The sequence below is a fragment of the Terriglobia bacterium genome (assembly GCA_020072565.1).
Classification (GTDB): domain Bacteria; phylum Acidobacteriota; class UBA6911; order UBA6911; family UBA6911; genus JAFNAG01.
Map to the genome: position 1 here is coordinate 33,029 of JAIQGI010000014.1, position 19,066 is coordinate 52,094.

Annotated in this window: 16 protein-coding genes and 2 tRNA genes; 8 read left to right on the forward strand and 10 right to left on the reverse strand. The window is 57.4% G+C overall.

Annotated features, from left to right (window positions below; translation table 11 throughout):
- Positions 1 to 59: 59 nt before the first annotated feature.
- Complete coding sequence (dcd, locus tag LAP85_10375) at positions 60 to 614, reverse strand: dCTP deaminase (GenBank protein MBZ5496800.1); 555 nt, start codon at positions 612 to 614, stop codon at positions 60 to 62.
- 135 nt (positions 615 to 749) lie between these two features.
- Here dcd and LAP85_10380 point away from each other — a divergent pair, with 135 nt between their 5' ends.
- The 3 genes from LAP85_10380 to LAP85_10390 all read left to right on the forward strand — a co-directional run bounded on the left by LAP85_10380 (position 750) and on the right by LAP85_10390 (position 2,322).
- Positions 750 to 1,025, forward strand: a complete 276-nt coding sequence (locus tag LAP85_10380; GenBank protein MBZ5496801.1) for an integration host factor subunit beta — start codon at positions 750 to 752, stop codon at positions 1,023 to 1,025.
- Between the two features lie 146 nt (positions 1,026 to 1,171).
- Positions 1,172 to 2,077, forward strand: coding sequence for a site-2 protease family protein (locus LAP85_10385; protein MBZ5496802.1), 906 nt, complete (start codon positions 1,172 to 1,174; stop codon positions 2,075 to 2,077).
- Positions 2,078 to 2,246: 169 nt separating this feature from the next.
- Positions 2,247 to 2,322, forward strand: a tRNA-Ala gene (locus tag LAP85_10390).
- Between the two features lie 357 nt (positions 2,323 to 2,679).
- Here the strand turns inward: LAP85_10390 and LAP85_10395 are convergent.
- The 3 genes from LAP85_10395 to LAP85_10405 all read right to left on the reverse strand — a co-directional run bounded on the left by LAP85_10395 (position 2,680) and on the right by LAP85_10405 (position 4,766).
- Positions 2,680 to 3,156, reverse strand: coding sequence for a hypothetical protein (locus tag LAP85_10395; GenBank protein ID MBZ5496803.1), 477 nt, complete (start codon positions 3,154 to 3,156; stop codon positions 2,680 to 2,682).
- A 128-nt stretch (positions 3,157 to 3,284) separates the two neighbouring features.
- Positions 3,285 to 3,869, reverse strand: a complete 585-nt coding sequence (locus tag LAP85_10400; GenBank protein ID MBZ5496804.1) for an energy transducer TonB — start codon at positions 3,867 to 3,869, stop codon at positions 3,285 to 3,287.
- Between the two features lie 360 nt (positions 3,870 to 4,229).
- Positions 4,230 to 4,766: a hypothetical protein gene (locus tag LAP85_10405; GenBank protein ID MBZ5496805.1), complete on the reverse strand. Its 537-nt coding sequence runs from the start codon at positions 4,764 to 4,766 to the stop codon at positions 4,230 to 4,232.
- Positions 4,767 to 4,829: 63 nt separating this feature from the next.
- Between LAP85_10405 and LAP85_10410 the strand changes: the two genes are divergently transcribed.
- Positions 4,830 to 4,905 (forward strand) — tRNA-Val (locus tag LAP85_10410).
- A gap of 51 nt (positions 4,906 to 4,956) precedes the next feature.
- Here the strand turns inward: LAP85_10410 and LAP85_10415 are convergent.
- The 4 genes from LAP85_10415 to LAP85_10430 all read right to left on the reverse strand — a co-directional run bounded on the left by LAP85_10415 (position 4,957) and on the right by LAP85_10430 (position 8,494).
- Positions 4,957 to 5,145, reverse strand: a complete 189-nt coding sequence (locus LAP85_10415) for a hypothetical protein (GenBank protein MBZ5496806.1) — start codon at positions 5,143 to 5,145, stop codon at positions 4,957 to 4,959.
- 28 nt (positions 5,146 to 5,173) lie between these two features.
- Positions 5,174 to 5,410 (reverse strand): hypothetical protein, encoded by a 237-nt coding sequence (locus tag LAP85_10420; GenBank protein MBZ5496807.1) that lies wholly within the window; start codon positions 5,408 to 5,410, stop codon positions 5,174 to 5,176.
- 140 nt (positions 5,411 to 5,550) lie between these two features.
- A complete protein-coding gene (locus tag LAP85_10425) occupies positions 5,551 to 6,162 on the reverse strand; it encodes a DUF3137 domain-containing protein (GenBank protein MBZ5496808.1) in 612 nt (203 codons plus the stop codon).
- Positions 6,163 to 6,220: 58 nt separating this feature from the next.
- On the reverse strand, positions 6,221 to 8,494 hold the full coding sequence (locus LAP85_10430) for a tetratricopeptide repeat protein (protein ID MBZ5496809.1): 2,274 nt from the start codon (positions 8,492 to 8,494) through the stop codon (positions 6,221 to 6,223).
- A gap of 1,365 nt (positions 8,495 to 9,859) precedes the next feature.
- On the opposite strand from LAP85_10430, the gene LAP85_10435 reads away from it, so the two are divergent.
- On the forward strand, positions 9,860 to 11,122 hold the full coding sequence (locus LAP85_10435) for a hypothetical protein (GenBank protein ID MBZ5496810.1): 1,263 nt from the start codon (positions 9,860 to 9,862) through the stop codon (positions 11,120 to 11,122).
- Between the two features lie 117 nt (positions 11,123 to 11,239).
- Here LAP85_10435 and LAP85_10440 read toward each other — a convergent pair whose 3' ends face one another.
- Positions 11,240 to 11,536: a hypothetical protein gene (locus LAP85_10440; GenBank protein MBZ5496811.1), complete on the reverse strand. Its 297-nt coding sequence runs from the start codon at positions 11,534 to 11,536 to the stop codon at positions 11,240 to 11,242.
- On the reverse strand, positions 11,517 to 11,783 hold the full coding sequence (locus LAP85_10445; protein ID MBZ5496812.1) for a toxin: 267 nt from the start codon (positions 11,781 to 11,783) through the stop codon (positions 11,517 to 11,519). The genes LAP85_10440 and LAP85_10445 overlap by 20 nt, the downstream gene beginning before the upstream one ends.
- A 261-nt stretch (positions 11,784 to 12,044) precedes the next feature.
- Here LAP85_10445 and LAP85_10450 point away from each other — a divergent pair, with 261 nt between their 5' ends.
- The 3 genes from LAP85_10450 (at position 12,045) to LAP85_10460 (ending at position 18,807) form a co-directional block, all read left to right on the forward strand.
- Positions 12,045 to 16,226, forward strand: coding sequence for a DUF1186 domain-containing protein (locus LAP85_10450; protein ID MBZ5496813.1), 4,182 nt, complete (start codon positions 12,045 to 12,047; stop codon positions 16,224 to 16,226).
- A gap of 466 nt (positions 16,227 to 16,692) precedes the next feature.
- Complete coding sequence (locus tag LAP85_10455; GenBank protein ID MBZ5496814.1) at positions 16,693 to 17,586, forward strand: site-specific integrase; 894 nt, start codon at positions 16,693 to 16,695, stop codon at positions 17,584 to 17,586.
- 15 nt (positions 17,587 to 17,601) lie between these two features.
- Entirely contained in the window at positions 17,602 to 18,807 is a 1,206-nt protein-coding gene (locus LAP85_10460; protein ID MBZ5496815.1) for an IS91 family transposase, read from the forward strand.
- Positions 18,808 to 19,066 lie beyond the last annotated feature (259 nt).

Here is a 19,066-nt window from a genome sequence, read left to right on the forward strand (position 1 = left end):
ACTCTCCGCGCGCTCCGTCGCTCTGCACGGCCCCTGCGTTGATCTTTTGCTTTTCATTGCTAGAGGCGCGCAATCTGGATCTTCTTCTGTGCTTGGTACTTGCCTTTGCGATCGGCGTAAGACGTTTCGCACTCGCTCTCGGCTTTGAGAAACACGAGCTGGGCGATTCCTTCCCCGGCAAAAACCCGGACGGGGATGGGTGCGGCATTGACAAGGGAGACGGTGACAAATCCTTCCCACTCCGGTTCGAACGGCGTAACGTTTACGATCAGACCGCAACGCGCATAAGTGGATTTCCCCTGACAGATTACAAGGATGTCCCGTGGAATTCGGAAGTACTCCAGAGATCGTCCGAGCACGTAGGAGTTCGACGCAATCCAGCAGGAGGAACTGTTGTGATCGATCCAGGGAGCCTGACCCATCTTTTTGGGATCCCAACGCTTAGCGGTACCCAAGGCCGGTATCTTGAATTCACGCGAAAGACGGAAATCATAGCCGTAAGAGCTGACGCCGTAAGAGATCCTGCCGCTACGGGTTCGGTTTGCGGCAAAAGGACGGATCATGCCGTGCTTTCGCGCCATTTCTGCAATCCAGCGATCGGGCATCACTCCCATTTGAGGTCCTCCGATTAGTGAACAAGGCGCGAGTCTAACATCGGGTCCCGGGTGTGTAAAGCGCGTAAATAGAATTGGCTTGACAGCATTTACGACCACAAATAATATGTTTGCACCAATTTATGGAGGATCAGCGTGATAAAACAGGACATCGTGAACCGTGTCGCCGACCAGTTGAATATCACAAAGGTTAAAGCGGAAATTGCGGTGGAATCTGTCTTCAACTCGCTCAAGAACGCGCTTAAGCGAGGAGAGAGGATCGAGCTGCGCGGTTTCGGGGTCTTCATCGTAAAGCCGCGTAAGAGCGGCGTCGGCCGAAACCCCAGGACCGGCGAGGAAGTCGCTATCCCCCCCGGAAAGACCATCCGTTTCAAGCCGGGCAAGGAAATTCGTGCCGACAAGATTTACTGACATCGACAGATACGCCGCCAGCGCTCTGGCCGCTCTGCGAGTTTTGAGAGAGCTCTGATTCTGTGAGCAGCGACTTTACCCTGGACTCATCCGGACAAACCCCGGAACCCCGGCTTGCAGGTGCGACTGAACAAGAAGGTCCGGCCGTGAACGTGAGCCCGCCCGGTTGGCGCGAGTGGCGTTTCCCCGCTTTTCTTTTTCTGACAACGCTTTTGAGCACTATGTTCGCCGGCCTGTTCTATGTCTACGGCGATAACACAGGGATCATGCGAATGGCGTGGGCGGTTTTTGTGCATCCCTCGCTCTTGCTGGAAGGGATACCCTTTTCCTTCACCTTGATCGCGATTCTCCTGGCCCATGAGATGGGCCATTTCCTTGCCTGTCGCCACTACGGCATTCGCTGCACGCCGCCTTTCTTCCTTCCCTTTCCCGTTTCCTATGCAGGCACGCTGGGCGCGTTCATCCGGATCCGATCGCACTTTCAGCACAAACGCGCCCTCTTCGACGTAGGCATTGCGGGACCGCTCGCGGGCTTTGCCTTTGTGGTTCCGGCACTCATTGTCGGTATCGCCTTTTCGAAGCTGATCCCCAAGGGCAGTGTTCACGACGGCATCGGCTTCGGAGAGCCGCTTCTGTTTCGCTTGGTGGGCAAGGCCGTACTGGGTTATGCGCCCGAGACGCAGGACATGCTGGCAGATCCGATTGCCATGGCCGCCTGGTTTGGGCTGCTCGCCACCAGCCTGAACCTGTTCCCGATCTGGCAGCTCGACGGGGGACATATCACTTATGCCTTGTTCGGCAGAGAGCGCCAAAAAAAAGTGTCCATCGGTGCATCTATTGCCTTGATGCTGGTCAGCTTCGCCGGGTGGCCAATTCCCTCCTACTTGATATTTGCCTGTCTGATTTTCTTCTTCGGCATGCGCTTCCGCTTCTATCATCCGCCTACGCTCTATGAAGAGGAGGGGATCGGCACCGCACGCGAGATCCTGGGAATCATGGCGCTGTTCATCCTGATTTTGTCCTTCACCCCTATCCCGATCTACCTCTCTTGAAAACGGATGACCGGATATCGATTCCCTGATTTCATCAGTTCGAGAGTTTCAGCAAGTCATTGAAATCAGCGAATTGACGTTCTGTCATCCAATTTCAGGTTTGACAGGCTGATGGCCTTCGGTGATAATTTCCGCTCGGTTTCAAGACCGAGCCTACGATGATAGGAGTGGGTGGTTAGCTCAGCTGGGAGAGCGCCGCGTTCGCAATGCGGAGGCCGGGGGTTCGATCCCCCCACCATCCACCAACAAACATGCGGGTTCGACAAGATTCCCTCTAAAATCATATCCAGCGTAGAGGTAGTCAGAGACGGGATAAGGCAGGTACTTGCGTCGATGAAGAAGTAGGTGCCGGTTGACGCCTTCCAGCGCCCCCAGTCGCCCAGCGGCCCGCGCTGTGCTGGCTCAGAAGCCCCGATCGGCAGCAGGCCCATATCCTGGTGCTTCACCCCCGTTCTTATGCTTTTACCAAGGTTCCCGGCAGCACAAGGCACGTTTGGCGTTCTCTTCGCCGCCAATGGCACTATCCTCGCCGATCGTCGGCATGGTTCCGTCTTCGTTTCGAGGAAATTTAGACTTTGAGGTTGACGGGCGGGAGCCGGAGATTAGCCGTTGGCCGGCGCCTGCTCTATCCACACTTCCAGCGTGCCGTCGAGCAAATGGGACCATCTGATCATCCGAACGGCTGTTGCGTTGGTCGGAGCCGCGCGGGCAAATACGGTCCGTTGCGCTGGATCGGCAGAATAGAGTTCGACGAGGCCCCATCCCTGGATCGATAGCGTTTCCGATCCGTTGGCCCTCGCGGAAAAGGTCACGCTGAATAAGCCATCCGCCGGCACACGGACCTGCTGCTCATCAGGGTCCTGGTAAATAAGAATGCGCACGGCCTCCCGCCCATCCTTCCAACGCCAAGTCTGGCCGACCGCACAGCCATAAGTGTAGGCGCTGAGATTCACCATCTTGATGCGGGCATAACCGCGCAAGTACTCGGTGATTTCCGCGCCGGTGGCGGGCAGGATCTGAGAGCAGAGCGTTGGCGTCAACAGAAGAAATGCAAGAATCACTTTAACGAAAGCCTTCATGATGATCTCCTCTTGACACACATTCTACACCCGATTCCTCCGTGGAGGTCGGGGCGCATCCCGGGATCGGCATCGCAATCGCCATCGGCTCTTGTCGGCTAAGAGTTCCGATTGCGATACCGATTTGTCTATTTTCGGAGCAGAATCGGGCGGCGCACGACACAGACTGCGTACGCTTCAGAGGCGGTGACCATCCCCTTCTGGTTTCGGGCAGGCACGAATCGCCATTGCCGTGCAGCTGCGGAGCAGGCTGCTGTCAAGCTCCCCAATCCCTGCACGACCTTCACGCTGGAGACAGAGCCGGCCTCTGTGACATCCAAGTGCAACACCACACTCCCCTCTGCCATGGAGTTAGGCGGATAGGCGGGCTCGATCACGTTCGTGGGATAGAGTGCGCCGGGCACAGGATGAGACACAGCTAATTTCTGGGCTGCCGACCCAGTGGAGTACAGGTTGGGCGAACGAAAATTCACCACGACGAGCACATTGCTATTTTCGGTAGCTTTGAAGCGCCAGCTGCCAAGGGATGCGCGCGCAGGGGCAACGAATGGCGGATCACCCTGCAGGATCTCAACCTGTTTGACAGAACCTGCCGACACGTGGAGAAGGGCGACAACGTTGCCGCCGGCAATCGCGTTCGGAGGGTAAGCTGGTCCCACGACTGTCACGGCTTCGGCGAAAGCCAACATCAGTACAGCAAAAGTGGGTAGCATGTCAGATGCTCCAATGCTCCTGGGGCGAAGTTTTATGATCTGCCTGTTACGGGACAGGCGTCCTTATCCATAAGTAATGGTAACCTCCGACCGCAGCAAATTCAAGAAACAGCCAAACAAGCCCACGATTGAAATCCTGCACGCGAATACAGCAACGAACAGCACGTTGTGGCACAGTCGTATCTCAATAATCTCAATGCCATCCCTCATGCGCCGGGGGCGCGCCCGGGCGCATGAAAAACCGGGATCTGAACACGGGCTAAAGCCCGTACCCACTTAACATTAGCTGACAGTTGAGCCCGGTGGAAACGGGCTTCAGCCCGTCAAGTTGCGTCAGCTATTTTCACACCTGCTGGTTTTTCAGATGCCGATTTCGCTCCTGATCTTCCGAATCAGGGCGTCCAAGCCGTCGGTTTTTCCCTGATGTTGACTCTTATAGATCGCATCTAGAAATCTCTTCGCCTTATCGGACCCCGGATTTTTCAAAATGTAACATTTCGCTAGAGCACTCATGGCATCATCGTATTTCTTCTGGCCGTTTAGCGCCTGCCCATAATAGTAATATGTCTCGCCGACTCTCGGGCGCAGCTTGATAAAACGCTCTGCCAGCGGCACCATCGTGTCCCACCTGCTTTGATTCCCGAGGTCGTTCAAGATAATCAACAGGTCGGCCTGGACATTGGGCAGCAGCTGGGATTTGGGCCGTTCCTGCAAAAACTTCAACCACTCGTCAGCCCGCTTGAGCGGCTCCTTCACCGCCTGGATTTTCTGAAATTGCTCATAGTCATCGCGATACTGCTTCTGTGCCGGAGTTTCATCTTCCTGCGCCCGGAGTTGAGCAGTCCCAAACCAAAGAACGACTCCAAGCAGAGGAAGCAACTTCTTTGCAATACGCATGAGTCATCTCCTTGATCGCTATTTACAAATATTCAGTAACATGTAAAATAATGCCGCACCAAAGGGCGCCTAGCTCAGCTGGTAGAGCACTGCGATCACACCGCAGGGGTCACAGGTTCGAGTCCTGTGGCGCCCACCACCCCTTCGTCCTTCAAGTACTTTGTTTCTTTTGAAGCGGGCACCAATGCGCCTACATGAATCTATTTCTGTGCCATGCGTCCATATCGGGATTCCGTCTTTCCTTTACGAAAAGCTCTTTCGCGGCGGGATCGGCAACAAGGGCCAACGCATCGAGCAAATACTCGCAATAGGTCTTGTCCACGAGCTTATCAGGTCCCCACTCCGGGTTCTGAGTGTCGAAAGCGGCGCATGCAGACATTTCGGGAATCTTCCCCGCCCGCACCGGCCTACCGGTTGGGTCGCCACAGCCCGCCGGCGGCTGACGCCTTGTCCATGTCGAGAAAGCTGTTGTCTTCGAAAGAATGCATTTGACTGCAGTACGGACAGCTAACCAGTCCATTCTGGAAGAGTCCGCTGCTGATCGCTTCCCTGCCCGAAGTGAGGATGCCGCTGTCGATCATCTTCCCGGTTGACGGACATCGAACCATGATCCTGTAATTGTGCGCCATCAGGTCGATCCGCATGTGTCGCGTGCGCACCGGCGGTGCACAGCGATCACAGAGCAGTGTCAGGGGCAATTCAGGAAACGATGGGATTTTATCAAAATTGCTGTTGCGGCGGCATTTAAAATTGACTGTCTGCGCGCTAACTTCCTCAGGCGACCCTACAGCTCGATTTCGGGGCTGTTCAGATATGCGGAGCCCATAGCGCAGAGCTGATCGAGGGTAACAGCAAAAAGCTCAAAGAGCTGTTTTAGGCGGCTGATTTCATTGATTATGCCGCTGGCTTGAAATCGCAGCTCATCCGTCCCCTCGGGAAAATCAGCCCCAAACCAGCCTTCATCGTCCACCACTTCGAAACGAACGTCGCGCTGCGACTGGAGAAGCATCCTGATCTTTTCATTCGCAAAGAACTGGCGCAGGCGGCCCTCGTCATTTCCTTTTATGATGAAGTCGCGATCGAATTCAGGAAAACCAACCTCGACATCCTGCATCCCGAGATGCTTGCCCAGTTCTGAGAAAAGACCGGCGCGATAGACCAGGAATCTGAAACCGTCGGCATTGACAAAGGGCGCCCGAATTCGTGTGTAAGGGATATGAGTATGGCCCGTCGAAACGGTGTAGATGTCGAGAGTCACAGTCCAGGGCTTTACGCGGGCCTGCACCTTGGCGCCGCGCCATAGACTGCCCTCGACATATTTTGCGCCGATCTCTGCAGACAGCTGCCGCCAGATTTCCTCCTTGTTGGGACTGAAAAACCCGCGTAACAGGCTCATAATCCTCCATTGCGGTGACGCCGCCGTTCTCCACACGCTTCGTGAACGCTGCCGCGCGTCAGCGTCCGCTCGGCCCATGGAGCTTGCCGAGCAGCGTCAAGGCTCTGCTGAGGTTAGCGCGCGCGTCGCTGAAGTCGGGCTTAATGCGGAGAGCCTCTCTGAAGTGCGTCGCAGCCTCCTCGAGCCGGCCCCGGCCTGCGAGCGCGACTCCCAGATTATTGTGGGCCTCCGCGGATCCCGGCTCCGCTTTGAGCACCTCCCTGTACTGCAAGGCCGCTTCGTCGAGCCGTCCCAGCCCCTGCAGAACCTGTCCGAGGTTGTAGCGAGCCCCGGTGAAGTCCGGCTTGAGCCGCAAGGCCGCGTTATACTGTGTCACCGCTTCTTCATGGCGGCCCAACGCCTGCAGGGCATTGCCCAGGTTGAAGTAGACCCCGGCGATATCCGGCTTGAGCCGCAAAGCCTCGTTGTATTCCTTGATCGCATCGCTTTGACGGCCCAAAGCCAGCAGTGCGTTGCCCAGGTTGTTATGAGCCTCGGCGTAGTCCGGCTTGAGTCGCAAGGCCTCACGGTATCGCGTTACTGCCTCATTGACACGCCCCATGCGCTGCAACGCGCTGCCCAGGCAGTTGTAAGCCTCTGCAAAATCCGGCTTGAGCCGGACAGCCTCCATGTGTTGTGCCGCCGCCTCGTCGAGACGACCCATCTGCTGCAAGGCGCTGCCGAGATTGTTGTAGGCCGTGGCGTAATCGGGCTTGAGCTTCACAGCCTCCCTGAGGTGAATTACTGCCTCGTCAAGCCGGCCCAACCCCTGGAGAGCTGATCCCAGATTGCCCTGAGCCTCTGCGGAACCCGGCTCGTGTCGGAGCGCCTCCCGGTACTGCGCCGCCGCCTCTTCGAGCCTGCCCTGTCCCTGCAGGGCGTTGCCGAGGTTGTAATAGGCCCCCCCAAAGTCCGGCTTGAGCCGCAGGGCTGCCTGGTATTGGGTTATGGCCTCGTCGAGCCTGCCGAGCCCCTGCAAGGCATCACCCAGGTTGTTATGGGCCTCGGCGTAGTCCGGTTTCAGCCGCAAGGCCTCTTGATATTGTGCCAGCGCCTTCTCTACCTGTCCCCTTGCCTGCAGGGCGTTGCCCAGATTGTTGTAGGCCATCCAGCACGACGGATTGCGGCTGATCGTGACGCGATAGAGTGTTTCAGCGTTGGCGTACTGACGGCTCTGGCTCCAGGTGGGAAAAGCAAGCGCGCCTCCCAAAACAACTGTCATGACTGCCGCGGCCGGCTTGGGCTGGAAGCTCCATCGTCGGAGAAGGCTCGCCAGGCCGGCGGTAAACAGGGCTATGATCCCTATGCTCGCCAGATACTGGAAGTGATCCGCTACGAACGAGTATCGGAACGGATACACGTTGAAAAAGCCCAGCGCCGGAAAAAGCGTCCCGCAGAAAAACAGCATCGCCGCCAGCGGCGCCCGGGAACGCATCCGCCACAGTGCCGCCAGCAACACGGCCACAACCAGCGGGTAGAGATATTGCCACCACACGCCCTGGCTGATCTGCCACCGCGGGTAAATGAAGGTCAGGTTCGCCGGCCAAAACAGCTTGCCGAGATAGAAACAGACCACCCGCCCGGCAATCAGGCCTCGTTCGATCAGCGTGAACTGGAATTCCGCACCCTGGGCTCCGATCAGCGTGCGCTCGACCAGGGCGGTAAGGAGGCCCCCGGCCGCGCCGATCACGAACCACGGCATCAGCGGCGCCACGTCGCGGCGCCCGCTCAGATGCCCGCGTTGCCACCAGAAGATCACCAGCAGCGCCGCCGGTAAGGTGGCCGTGACGGTCTTGCTTAGCAAGGCCAGAACGAAGAGGGCCAGCGCCAGCGCATAAATGCGTTTTTGCCTGGTTTTGTCGAAGTGGAGATAGGCCAACACCGCAACCAGATAGAGCACGCCCGAGAGCGTGTTCTTCAGCTCGCTGATCCACGCCACGGACTCCACCTGAATGGGATGCAGGGCGAAGATCACCGCCGCCAGCCAAGCCCCCGGCACGCCCAGGCGCCGCAGGATCACCGCCACCAGAAACGCCGCAAGCGCGTGCAGGATGATGTTGACCAGGTGGTAGCCCAGCATGGCGTCGCCCCAGAGTCTATGCAGGAGCCAGAAAGCCGAATGGGTGACCGGATAGTATTGCTGGGTCGCGCCGAGATCGAACCAGATGCGCCACAGACCTTCTGCGGGGCGCAAATCGCTGCGGGTGATATGGCGGTCGTCATCCCAGAGCATCCTGCCACGCCAGGCCGGATGATAGGCCGCCAAGGTCGCCAGCAGCAATCCCAGCAGCAATAGCCACGCTCCCCACCCGCGAGTTGCGCGACGGGCAGTAACTTGCTCCGCTGGCCGTTGCTGCTCCCTGCCCGGGCTGCCCGCCGACTGAAATGGCTTGCGTCTCTTGCCGGTCACGTTTGTCTTAATTTTCTGGAATCTCTTCGGATTGCTCATTTCCGGTTGGAGCGGGAGACGGGGAACGATCCCGCGACGTCCAGCTCGAGAATTCCCTTTTAACGAATGCAGCCATTGAATCTACAACACTTGTGTTTCATAAGACACAACAAGCTCGCAAAAAAGTAGCGGAAACGCAACCCCCGCGCTACCCAAACTGACAGGATTCGCATAGAACACTAATTGCGATCGCAAGAGAAACGTTAGCGGCTGTGGCCTGCTTCCAGAGGGGATACAGTCTGTCGAGGCTGCCGCGATCTTGTATGTCGCCCGTGTCACGATTCACATCGCAGGGCGCGCCAAGCGCAGAGTTGGGCGACATCTCCACGGACGGGACCTCTGACCCGCTTCGCGGAATTTATATCTACGAATGCGTTATACAGCCTGTGACCGAGCTGAACTGTTGCCCGCTTGGTTTCTGAGCGCAAAGGCGTCCAGGCTGGCGTCCACTTTTTGGCTGATGCGGTAGATCCGCTTGCCTTCATGGCAGAGTTGCGGAGAGCTGGGGTCGAGCAGACCGAGAACTTTGAATCTTGGGATTGAATAAAACCCCCCGGATTGCTTTTGATAACAGGCCATTTCACCACCTACCATGAGCGCCGTCGAAGCCCGGGACGCGTCCACTCGGATGGTCAGTCGGCAGGCCAGACAAGTTGCCCGTGCGGCCCAACTTCCAGAAAGTGAGCAAAAAGACTTAGGGATTTTACGTACGGACCTGAGGACCCGGGAGGAGGGCAGACGAGCGGAGGCTTGGCGCGGGCATTGATCGAATACGCGGCTTGTCCTCCCTATTCGGAATGACGGGGTGTCGGCGCCGGCGTGCGCCAATCGGGATCTGTCCCTGTCAGTTGCCTCAGAATCACCTTGGTTTCATTAATCAGCCGATTGCTCCGACCTTTTGCGGTTACGGCAATTAACATCACAAAGCGCCCCTCCTGTTGTGATTCACGCCAACCCCAGCCGGGGAATCCTCTCTCGAGCAGTTTCTACTCAGGCTGGTGGGTAAGGGATAGGTTTATTCCTGCTTTTGAGCCGAGAAAATCCTGAGGTGGATTGGTAAAAGCTCCGGCGTGTTTCCTACGTGGTGGTGGGTCGAAAGAGGGAGTGATGGGGATAGCATCAATTGAACAAATTGAATGCGAGCCTCGTATCTATATGCATCTCTGTGCCAGCGAGGTGTCTGTGTATCCAGCTGTCGAGTCGCCCCAAATGGATGCGAGATTTGAATGTGACCTTCGAAGCTTTGTCGGCAAATATACGGCAGTGTGGCTGAGCTCAGCCGTAGGGACTCCCACCTCAGCAATGACATATACCGCTTCGGCGCAGCGCAGAAACGAGCGCAATACAGACCTCTTGATCGACTCCATGGAAAAGGAATTGCGGAACTACCCGTCACGGCCGCGGGAGCAGTCAGGCTGGCGTGAGCGCATTTTCGTAACACTGCGCCAGTTCGGCACGAAATCCTTCCGGTTTCCCGACAGCCATTTTGACGTTATCTTCTCTCCTGACTATTTTGCGGTTACCAGGGCTTTCGCCCGCCAGGCCCGCGCATTTGACGAGAGCATCGAGACCGACGCGCTCGCTCAAGCGCTTCGCAACGTCTGGGTCATGAACTGTTTGCAGATGTTCCTGGGCCGGCGGCCTTCGCTTTCGCCATCAGTTTTCGCTTACAGCATGCTCTATCCATACACCGATAACCACCTCGACCAGCCGAAACTGCCCTACGAGACGAAACGGATGGCGTGCCGGCGCTTGGGACTTCGTCTTTCAGGCCGGAATATCGAGCCTTGCGATGCGCATGAAGCTGCCGTTTTCCGGCTCGTTGAGATGATCGAAGGCGAATACCCGCGCGCTACTTCCCCGGAGGTCTACTCGAGTCTTCTGGCGATCCATGCCGGGCAGGTGAAAAGCCTGGGCCAGCAGCACACGCCCTTCGCTCCGGATGAAACAACCCTCCTGCGGATCAGCGTTGAGAAAGGAGGCTCCTCTGTCCTCGCCGACGGCTGGCTTGTGGGGGGCGAAATGAGGAGAGCGGAGGCCGATTTCTTCTTTGGTTTCGGCGTCATGCTTCAGCTGCTCGACGACCTGCAGGACCTACCCGATGACCGCAATGCCGGGCACTGGACTTTATTCACGCGCACGGCCTCGGCGGAATGCCTGGACCGTCACACCAGCCAGCTCTGGCATTTCGTACACAACGTGCTCGATTCAAGGGGCTGCCTCGCCGATTCCCACGGTCTCGAACTGCGAGATCTGATCCGCCGCAACAGCACGATACTGTTGCTACGGGCCATGGCAGAAAGCGCAGGCTACTATTCCGCCGATTATGTGCACCACATGGAACGGTTTTCCCCTCTGAGTTTTGCCTTCCTGCGGGACCGTCGCGTAGCCATCGAAAAGAGATTCGCCAGAATCTGGCCACCGCTGGCGCGCCGGCGAAAGCTGCGCTCGATCTTCGATCTCCTGGGCTGATGGCATGGGAGCATTTGACTGGAGCGTAGTGTTTTTCTGCGTTTGAGATCACCCGAGATCCAGGAATGCCGGAAACCACTTTCGCTGTGCCAAACGGATGTCGATTTGGGCAATCCCTTACTTTATCGCATGCAATGCCTGACGGATTGCCTGAACATCGACCAACCGGCCTGAGCTGAACCGATAGAGGATGCTCGAAATTAATGTTTGATACGGAAGCCCCTCATCGGCGGCTCTTTTCCTCAGGTTTTCGAGCACAACCTCACTGAGCCGCAGGCTGATGGTTTTCGTCTTTCCTGCGGCCCGCAGAATTCGCTCTTTCTCGGCGGGCTCTACCGGCAAAAACTCTTCTAAAGAGTCTTCTATTTTTTGTTCATACCTGTCAAGTTTTGGCCTACTTCGCTTTTTTGCCATAACGCCTCTGAAGCTTGCGAGTGGGATAGATCGTTTTGAGGATCATGTTGCCGTCGGAATCCCAAAGAAACGGCACCGCATGAACCCGCTCGCCCAGGTTGACGACGAGTATTTTTTGATTCTTTCTCACGCGGTGCTCGAGAATATCAAGAACGCGCCCGGACACAATTTCGACGATAACATCCTCAAAACGAACGTCCCTTGCGGCTGCCAGTTTTTCATTCTTGGCTTCGTCCCAGACGATCACATGCTAATTGTGCCCATATGTATATACATTGTCAACGATGTTCGGGACGTATCGGCCCAGGCGATCCAACCACGAGTACGTTTGTTCGGGCTCTAGATGAAACCTATGCGCTGTGCACGCATGTATCGGGTTGCTATGCTAATTGAATCGGAGCACATACAGATGCACATCCAGGCAACAAATCGCCGGTCGGCCCACGGCCGTGCGTCGGATTTGACGCTGACTGGTGCCTGACGGTACTATGGCCGCGCGATGGAGATATTGAGATACAGCGACCTGGATACGCGAGGGCTGGAGCAGTACGTGGAGCACGCCACGGCGCTTCTTCGGGAAGGCGACTTCCGCGGCGCAGACGCCCGCAAAATGGTTGGTTCGCCGTTTTATAGGGCGCGGTTGAACGACAGGGACCGCCTGTTGTTCCGCTTCGTCGCTCACGGCGGGAAATCCCATCTCGTGCTGCTCGAGGTGATCCGGAATCATGCGTACGAAAAATCCCGCTTTCTCAACGGCGCCGTGGTTGATGAAAATAAATTGGTGCCGATCCCGGACGCCGCGCAGGTTCCGGCGGGCGATCTCCTGCCGTTGAGTTTCATCAATCCGAAAATCCAGCGCGTCCATGTGCTGGACAAGATCCTATCACTCGACGACTGGCAGGAGGCTGCGTATGTGCAGCGGCTGCCATTGATACTGATCGGTTCGGCGGGGAGCGGCAAGACGGTACTGACGCTGGAGAAGATGAAGCAGATGTCCGGCGATTTGCTGTACGTCACGCATTCCGCCTACCTGGCGGAGAATGCCCGCAGGCTGTACTACGCCTCGGGCTACGAGAACGAGGCGCAGAACCTCAGCTTCCTGTCGTTTCGCGAGTTCGTGGAAACCATCCATGTGCCGCCGGGGAGCGTGGTGGATTTCCGGATTTTCGCACGCTGGTTTGCCCGGCATCGGCAGGCTTCGGGCCTGCGCGACGCCCATCAGCTTTTCGAGGAATTCAACGGCGTGTTGACCGGTTCGCCGGTCACGACCCCGTATCTGTCGCGCGCGGACTACCTGGCCCTGGGCGTGCGCCGTTCCATTTTCACCGGCGACGAACGGCCGCTGGTGTACGACCTGTTCCTCAAATATCTCGACTTCCTCAAACAGGAGGAACTCGCGGACCTCAACCTGCTGTGTTTCCAGTATCACGAGGCCTGCCGCCCGTCCTATGACGCGATCGTCGTGGACGAAGTGCAGGATCTGACCAATGTTCAGCTCAGCCTGATTCTCAGGACGCTCCGCCATCCGGAAAAATTCATTCTTTGCGGCGATTCCAACCAGATTGTTCATCCGAATTTTTTCTCGTGGGCCGCGCTCAAGACCCTGTTCTACGAGAACCGCCTGAAGACCAGCGGCGAGATCATACGGCTTCTCAATACCAACTATCGTAACACGCCGGAAGTTACGCGCCTGGCCAATCGGCTGCTGCTCCTGAAGAATGCGCGCTTCGGATCGATCGATCGGGAAAGCCACTACCTGGTCCGGCCGATCTCGGAAAACCAGGGGCGCGTGGAATTCCTCGCCGATACGGACGCGGTGAAGCGCGAGTTCGACGCACGCACATCCCGTTCCACGCGCTTCGCCGTGCTCGTGATGCGCCCGGAGGACAAGGAAGCTGCCGGCCGCTGCTTCCGGACTCCGCTGCTTTTCTCCATCCAGGAAGCCAAGGGCCTCGAATACGAGAACATCATTCTCTTCAACTTCGTCTCAGGATCAGCTGCCGTGTTCAAGGAGGTCACCGAGGGAGTAGAACCCGCGGATTTGAAAGCGGACTTCTCGTATGCCAGGGCGAAAGACAAGACCGACAAGTCGCTGGAAGGTTTCAAGTTTTATATCAACTCGCTCTACGTGGCCATGACCCGGGCCGTGCGGAATCTATACATCATCGAGCAGGACACCGGGCACCGCCTTTTCCGTCTGCTGGGGCTCGATCTGCCCGGCCGCGAAGTGAAGCTCAAGACCCAGGATTCCTCGGCTGAGGAATGGCAGGCCGAAGCGCACCGCCTCGAAATGCAGGGCAAACAAGAGCAGGCGGAAGCGATTCGGCGGCGCATTCTCGAGACGCAGCCTGTGCCTTGGCCCGTAATTACGCCGGATGGACTGGCGCAACTGGAGTTTGAGGCACTCAATCCGCAAGCCTACAACCGGCAGGCAAAACTGCTGCTGTTCGAGTATGCGGTGATGTATTCGGTGCCCCGCCTCTTCCCGAAACTGGCGGCGTTGCAGTTCAACCCGGCGTTCCGTGCTGATTCCGAGCGGGCCGCGATCGAGAACAAGTACAGCCAGGACTGCCAGGGGGCACATCCGGTTCTGAATCAGAAGATCGAACGCTATGGTGTTGATTTTCGCAACCCGCTCAACCAGACGCCGCTCATGGTGGCCGCGCGACTGGGGCGGAAAGACCTGGTGCGCGACTTGGTTGCGCAGGGAGCCAACACCCAAGCCCGGGATAACTGGGGACGGGTGCCGCTGCAGATCGCGCTACGCCAGGCGTATAGCCGGCCCGAATACGCACGGTCGGCTATCGGCGAGGTCTACCCACTGCTTGCGCCGTCCGCGCTCAAGGTGCGGACGGGTGGGCGGCTCGTGAAACTCGACAGCCATGTCATGGAGTTCTTCCTCCTGCACTCCATGTTGGCGCTGTTTGAAGACGTGGTTCGACGCAAGGTGCAGGTTGCCTTTCCCGCCTTCGAGACGGGTGATTTTGTGTCCGCCCTGGAGCCGTTCCCCGTAAACGTCATCCCGGAGCATCGCCGCCGCCGTCCTTATTTGAGCGGTGTGCTCGCGCGCAACGAACTGCACCGCGGCGATCCCGGCAACCGCCAGCTCTTCCTGCGGGTCAGCCACGGGTTCTATGTACCGAATCCGGCGATGGATATCGAGATCGAGAACGCCTGGATCAATGTGTGCGACCTGCTGCACCTGGACACCATGGACGAAGGCGCCGAAAAGCGCCTGAAAGATCTCCTGGATGTGATGCGGCACGTCCGAAAACAGGGGCGGCTCGAAGACTCAAGCCGTCTGCGATTTTCTCCGTTTCATAGCACACCCGTTGCGCGTACCCTCGATAGTATTGCCCGCAAAGTGCGTGGTGAAGACGTGGCTTGGGAAGATGAATGGGAAGCGGCGGATCCACGATCCGGTGCTACGGCTCCCGACGTTCCGTTCCGGCAGGAACCGGCTGTAGAGACCGTTTCCGTAGCCACCCCCGCCGAATGGCAGCCGGAGCCGGCGCCATGCGTGCCCACCCAATATGAATTGCCCTTGGAGGATGCCGTGGCGGAACCGGCGGCAGTGGCAGCATCACCCGCCGAGCCGTCAGAACCCGAACCTATCGACGCTCCCGATGTGGTTCCCGTGGCGGCGGACCCGCTGACAGTCTCACCGTCGGAACCCGCGCGCCCCCGCGTGGCGGACGCACTGCCCCAACGCGTCGCGGCGATTCCCCAATCCCGTGTGACACCGCGCGGCGCGGAAGGCGCCGACATGCCTCCACCACTGCCTCCGCTCCTTGACATTGCCATGCCGGCGTACACGCAGCGCGAACAGCAGATGCTGCGGCGATTCGAGTTCCCGTCGTACCCATTTCCCGAGGCGGACGCACGTCAGGTGGCCGCGAATCAAGATCGTTTTCGCCCCGCGCTTCTTGGCATAGTCCGAGGGATGCTCGATCCGCAAATAAAGCAGGAGGTAATTGCCGGCCGGCACAACCACATGGGGTATGCTGCCGCGATCTATATCCTCGCGGGCGCCCGGGATCAGGCGCTTTGGCCGCTATTGCTGAGGGTGACGATCGATCCGGACCTCGCCCCTTTCCACCTGCGCTACGAAAAATGGCTGGACTTGCCTCGCATCCTGGCCACCGTGGCACCGCAAGATCTCGCACCCATCATGCGTCTCGGCGCGTGGCGGCCGCTTCCGGGCGCTTCCCGTGGCTTGATCCTCAGAACCTTGGCCTTTCTTTTCTTCTGGAAGCGCACATCGCGTGAGAGTGTAGTCCAAACCCTCCGGCAAACCTTCGATGTCGGGATTCCAGCATCGGATCTCGATCTCTGGGACGTCGTCCTGGATGTCTGCTGTACCGTGCATCCGCACGAGATGATGGGCTATCTCCGGCGGCAGTTGTCTCCAGCTGTTTGTCGCGGACTTGAAGTGAGTCGCGCGGACCTCGAGAATATGAACTTGGTGCCAATGGATAGGGTGCTAGCCGACTCACGCGCCGCCGCCGCCGGACCGATCCGGGGTTGGGAGGACTTTGCCGAGATCGGGCTTGAGGGCGGGCGCTCCCGTGAAGAGGAATGCGATATCAAAGAAGCCGAGCCTATCCACGCGGCACCGAAGACAGGCCGGAATGATCCATGTCCCTGTGGGAGCGGGCGCAAGTTCAAGAAATGTTGCGGCGCAGGGTAATGTCTATGGCCACATTGGTCAGCCGAGCCGGCCCAGCAGTGACACAGCCCCCAATTGACGAAAAATATGCCCTCAGTTCTGGTCGTCCACCTCTGAAGAAATTCCCCAAAGGTCCCAACCTCGGCGAGCCGTCAAGCTGATTTGCTGGCTGCGTCAATCCGTCAATCGCCACCTGGTTATGTACGATATCCCCACCACTCGCCCCCGACATCCACTTCTATCCGAAATGATGCTGTAAGCGCTTTTCATTCTCATAATTACCGACCATATCTTCATGACTTCCTCCAGTGCTACTGCACCATGATGGGAACATTTTGAAGCGGCGGGCGTCTAAGATTGTCAGACAATAAAGAGGGCTTTGTCGTCCTCAGTCATGAATGCAGTTCTTGATTGAAACCGAAAACGGATCAATATGCGATACCGAATCTTCGTGGTGATCGTTTTCTGCTTCTGCATTTTGGCACTGATGTTGGCGCGATACGACTCATCTCTCAGAGCTGCGTCAACAGGAGTCTCCGGTCCTGCCATCCAGCGCCGCAACTACTCACCGAACACAATCCGCTACTATTTGAGTACGGTCGAGGATTTCGCCAGACACTTTAAGAAATCTCCGGACAAACTTGGTCCGGATCACTTGCGTTCGTACCACGCCTATCTTCTCAGAGACCGCAAATTGGCGGTCGAATCTGTTGTCGGACGTGTAGCCGCACTGCGTTTCTTTTTTATCCGCACCCTAAAGCGTCCAGAGTTCCGAGACGATTTGCCGTATCCCAAACGGCACAGGAAGCATCCGATCGTTCTCAGCCCTGAGGAAGTGGCAAAGGTGATCAATGCCGCTCGAAGTCTGATGCACCGCGCTCGGTTGATGGTGCTTTACGGTACAGGCCTGCGCCGGGAGGAAGTTTCCCTGTTAAGAGTTGACAATATCGATAGTTCCCGAATGACGATCCATGTCCAATTCGGCAAGGGAGGCAAGCAACGGTTTGTTCCGCTCAGCCCCGTGCTGCTGAACACGCTGCGCGAGTACTGGCGTTGGAAAAAGCCCAAAGAATATCTGTTTCCCGGCACACGGATCCGGAACGGCAAGATCATGCCGATCTCGGATAAGACTGTCTATCATGCCTGTGTCACAGCTGCGCATCGCGCTGGCATCCGGAAGAAAGTCACCCCGCATCTGCTGCGTCACACCTTTGCTACCCATATGCTCGAAAACGGAACGGATATCAGGAGAATCCAGGAGATTCTGGGCCATGGAGACCTGGCAACCACCGCCAGATATCTGCACATATCGCAAAAACATCTGCAAAGTATCGTGAATCCGCTCGACTCGCTTCCGCTTTCGCCTGTGGACAAAAGCTGAACACACTGCGACGCCATGACGAAACCCCCATTTGAGGTTGCCGACATTGTCCGGGTTCAAGGCCATCGATTCCTCGAGAAACATGGCTCCGGCATGGATTTCGAGCAGGTGAAAGCGTTCCGCGCCATCAAGGCTTGCCGCACGGCAGCGCTCGGGGGCCACATTGATTATTGTCCCGGTTGCGGTAGCTACGAGAAGAACTCCTTCAATAGCTGCCGCAATCGCAATTGCCCAAAATGCCAGGCGGGATTGCGTCAGCGCTGGATTGCAGAACGGGAACGCGAAGTCCTGGGCGTTCCCTATTTTCATGTAGTCTTTTCCGTGCCGCACGAACTCAATGTCTTGGTGCGGGATAATCATCGACTGTTTTACAGTCTTCTGTTTTCGGCAAGTTCGAAGGCCGCCGTGGAGCTTGCGGCCGACCCCAAGTGGCTCGGCGCCCAGATTGGCATTCTCAGCACCTTGCACACTTGGGGCCAGAACCTGACGACGCATCCCGACATCCACTGCGTGATTCCGCAAGGCGGACTTGCGCCGGACCACAAAAGCTGGATCCATCCGCGCTACCGATTCTTTCTTCCCGTCAAGGTCTTGTCCAAGGTGTTCCGCGGCAAATTCCTTCATGCTTTGAGGCGCCTCTACCGCAAGAAGAAATTGCGATTGGTCGGCCCCGCAGCCTGTCTGGAGGATCCGAAGTGTTTTGCGGCACTGATCCGACGGTTATACAAAAAGTCATGGGTCGTGTACGCCAAGCCGGCATTCGGCGGCCCCGTGCAGGTGATCCGGGATCTCGGACGCTATACCCACCGCGTCGCGATTTCCAATCACCGCATTGTAAACTTTGACGGCGAAAAGGTGACGTTTCTCTGGAAAGACTATGCCCATGAAAGCAGGCAAGGGGCGATGACGTTGGAGGCGACCGAGTTTTTGCGCCGGTTCTTTTCGCATGTACTGCCGAAAGGATTCGTTCGCATTCGGCAGTTCGGGTTTCTGGCGAATCGTTTCCGTGTCAAACGCGTTACGCTTTGCCCCGAGCTGCTTGGCGATCCCGTGGAGCCCAGCCAGACCCTGGAACCGGAACCTGATCCCGAGCTTCCAGAACCAACTGCCTGGAGATGCCCGCGGTGCGGCACCAGAGTCATCAGGGTGCGGATATTCACGGCCGGAGATTGGTCTTCCCGAGGAGGCTTTACTGATGGACAAATGTGTTCAGCTTATTGACCGCTATTTGTGCCGAACCTTCGGCTCTGAACCGCATTTGTGCCAACATTCCGACGATTCTGGTTCAACCTCTCCTGCATCCTGGATTCATTCAAAACCCATAAGCGTCCGCCGCAAGCAGACAGCGGCTTCCTTCAAGTGGTCGTTATCGGAAATGCCTCGGCAACTTCTCTTTGCTCGTATCCCATCGTTTTCTGCGCCGAGGCATTTCCGATGAACGCTAACAACTATACGCTCGCAATAATTACTTTGTATTGAA

Bases quoted from the DNA above. Each gene is read 5' to 3' on its own strand.
- dcd (MBZ5496800.1), bottom strand. From the start codon at position 614: ATGGGAGTGATGCCCGATCGCTGGATTGCAGAAATGGCGCGAAAGCAC.
- LAP85_10395 (MBZ5496803.1), bottom strand. From the start codon at position 3,156: ATGAAGGCTTTCGTTAAAGTGATTCTTGCATTTCTTCTGTTGACGCCA.
- LAP85_10400 (MBZ5496804.1), bottom strand. From the start codon at position 3,869: ATGCTACCCACTTTTGCTGTACTGATGTTGGCTTTCGCCGAAGCCGTG.
- LAP85_10405 (MBZ5496805.1), bottom strand. From the start codon at position 4,766: ATGCGTATTGCAAAGAAGTTGCTTCCTCTGCTTGGAGTCGTTCTTTGG.
- LAP85_10415 (MBZ5496806.1), bottom strand. From the start codon at position 5,145: ATGTCTGCATGCGCCGCTTTCGACACTCAGAACCCGGAGTGGGGACCT.
- LAP85_10420 (MBZ5496807.1), bottom strand. From the start codon at position 5,410: ATGCGGATCGACCTGATGGCGCACAATTACAGGATCATGGTTCGATGT.
- LAP85_10425 (MBZ5496808.1), bottom strand. From the start codon at position 6,162: ATGAGCCTGTTACGCGGGTTTTTCAGTCCCAACAAGGAGGAAATCTGG.
- LAP85_10435 (MBZ5496810.1), top strand. From the start codon at position 9,860: ATGGATGCGAGATTTGAATGTGACCTTCGAAGCTTTGTCGGCAAATAT.
- LAP85_10440 (MBZ5496811.1), bottom strand. From the start codon at position 11,536: ATGGCAAAAAAGCGAAGTAGGCCAAAACTTGACAGGTATGAACAAAAA.
- LAP85_10455 (MBZ5496814.1), top strand. From the start codon at position 16,693: ATGTTGGCGCGATACGACTCATCTCTCAGAGCTGCGTCAACAGGAGTC.
- LAP85_10460 (MBZ5496815.1), top strand. From the start codon at position 17,602: ATGACGAAACCCCCATTTGAGGTTGCCGACATTGTCCGGGTTCAAGGC.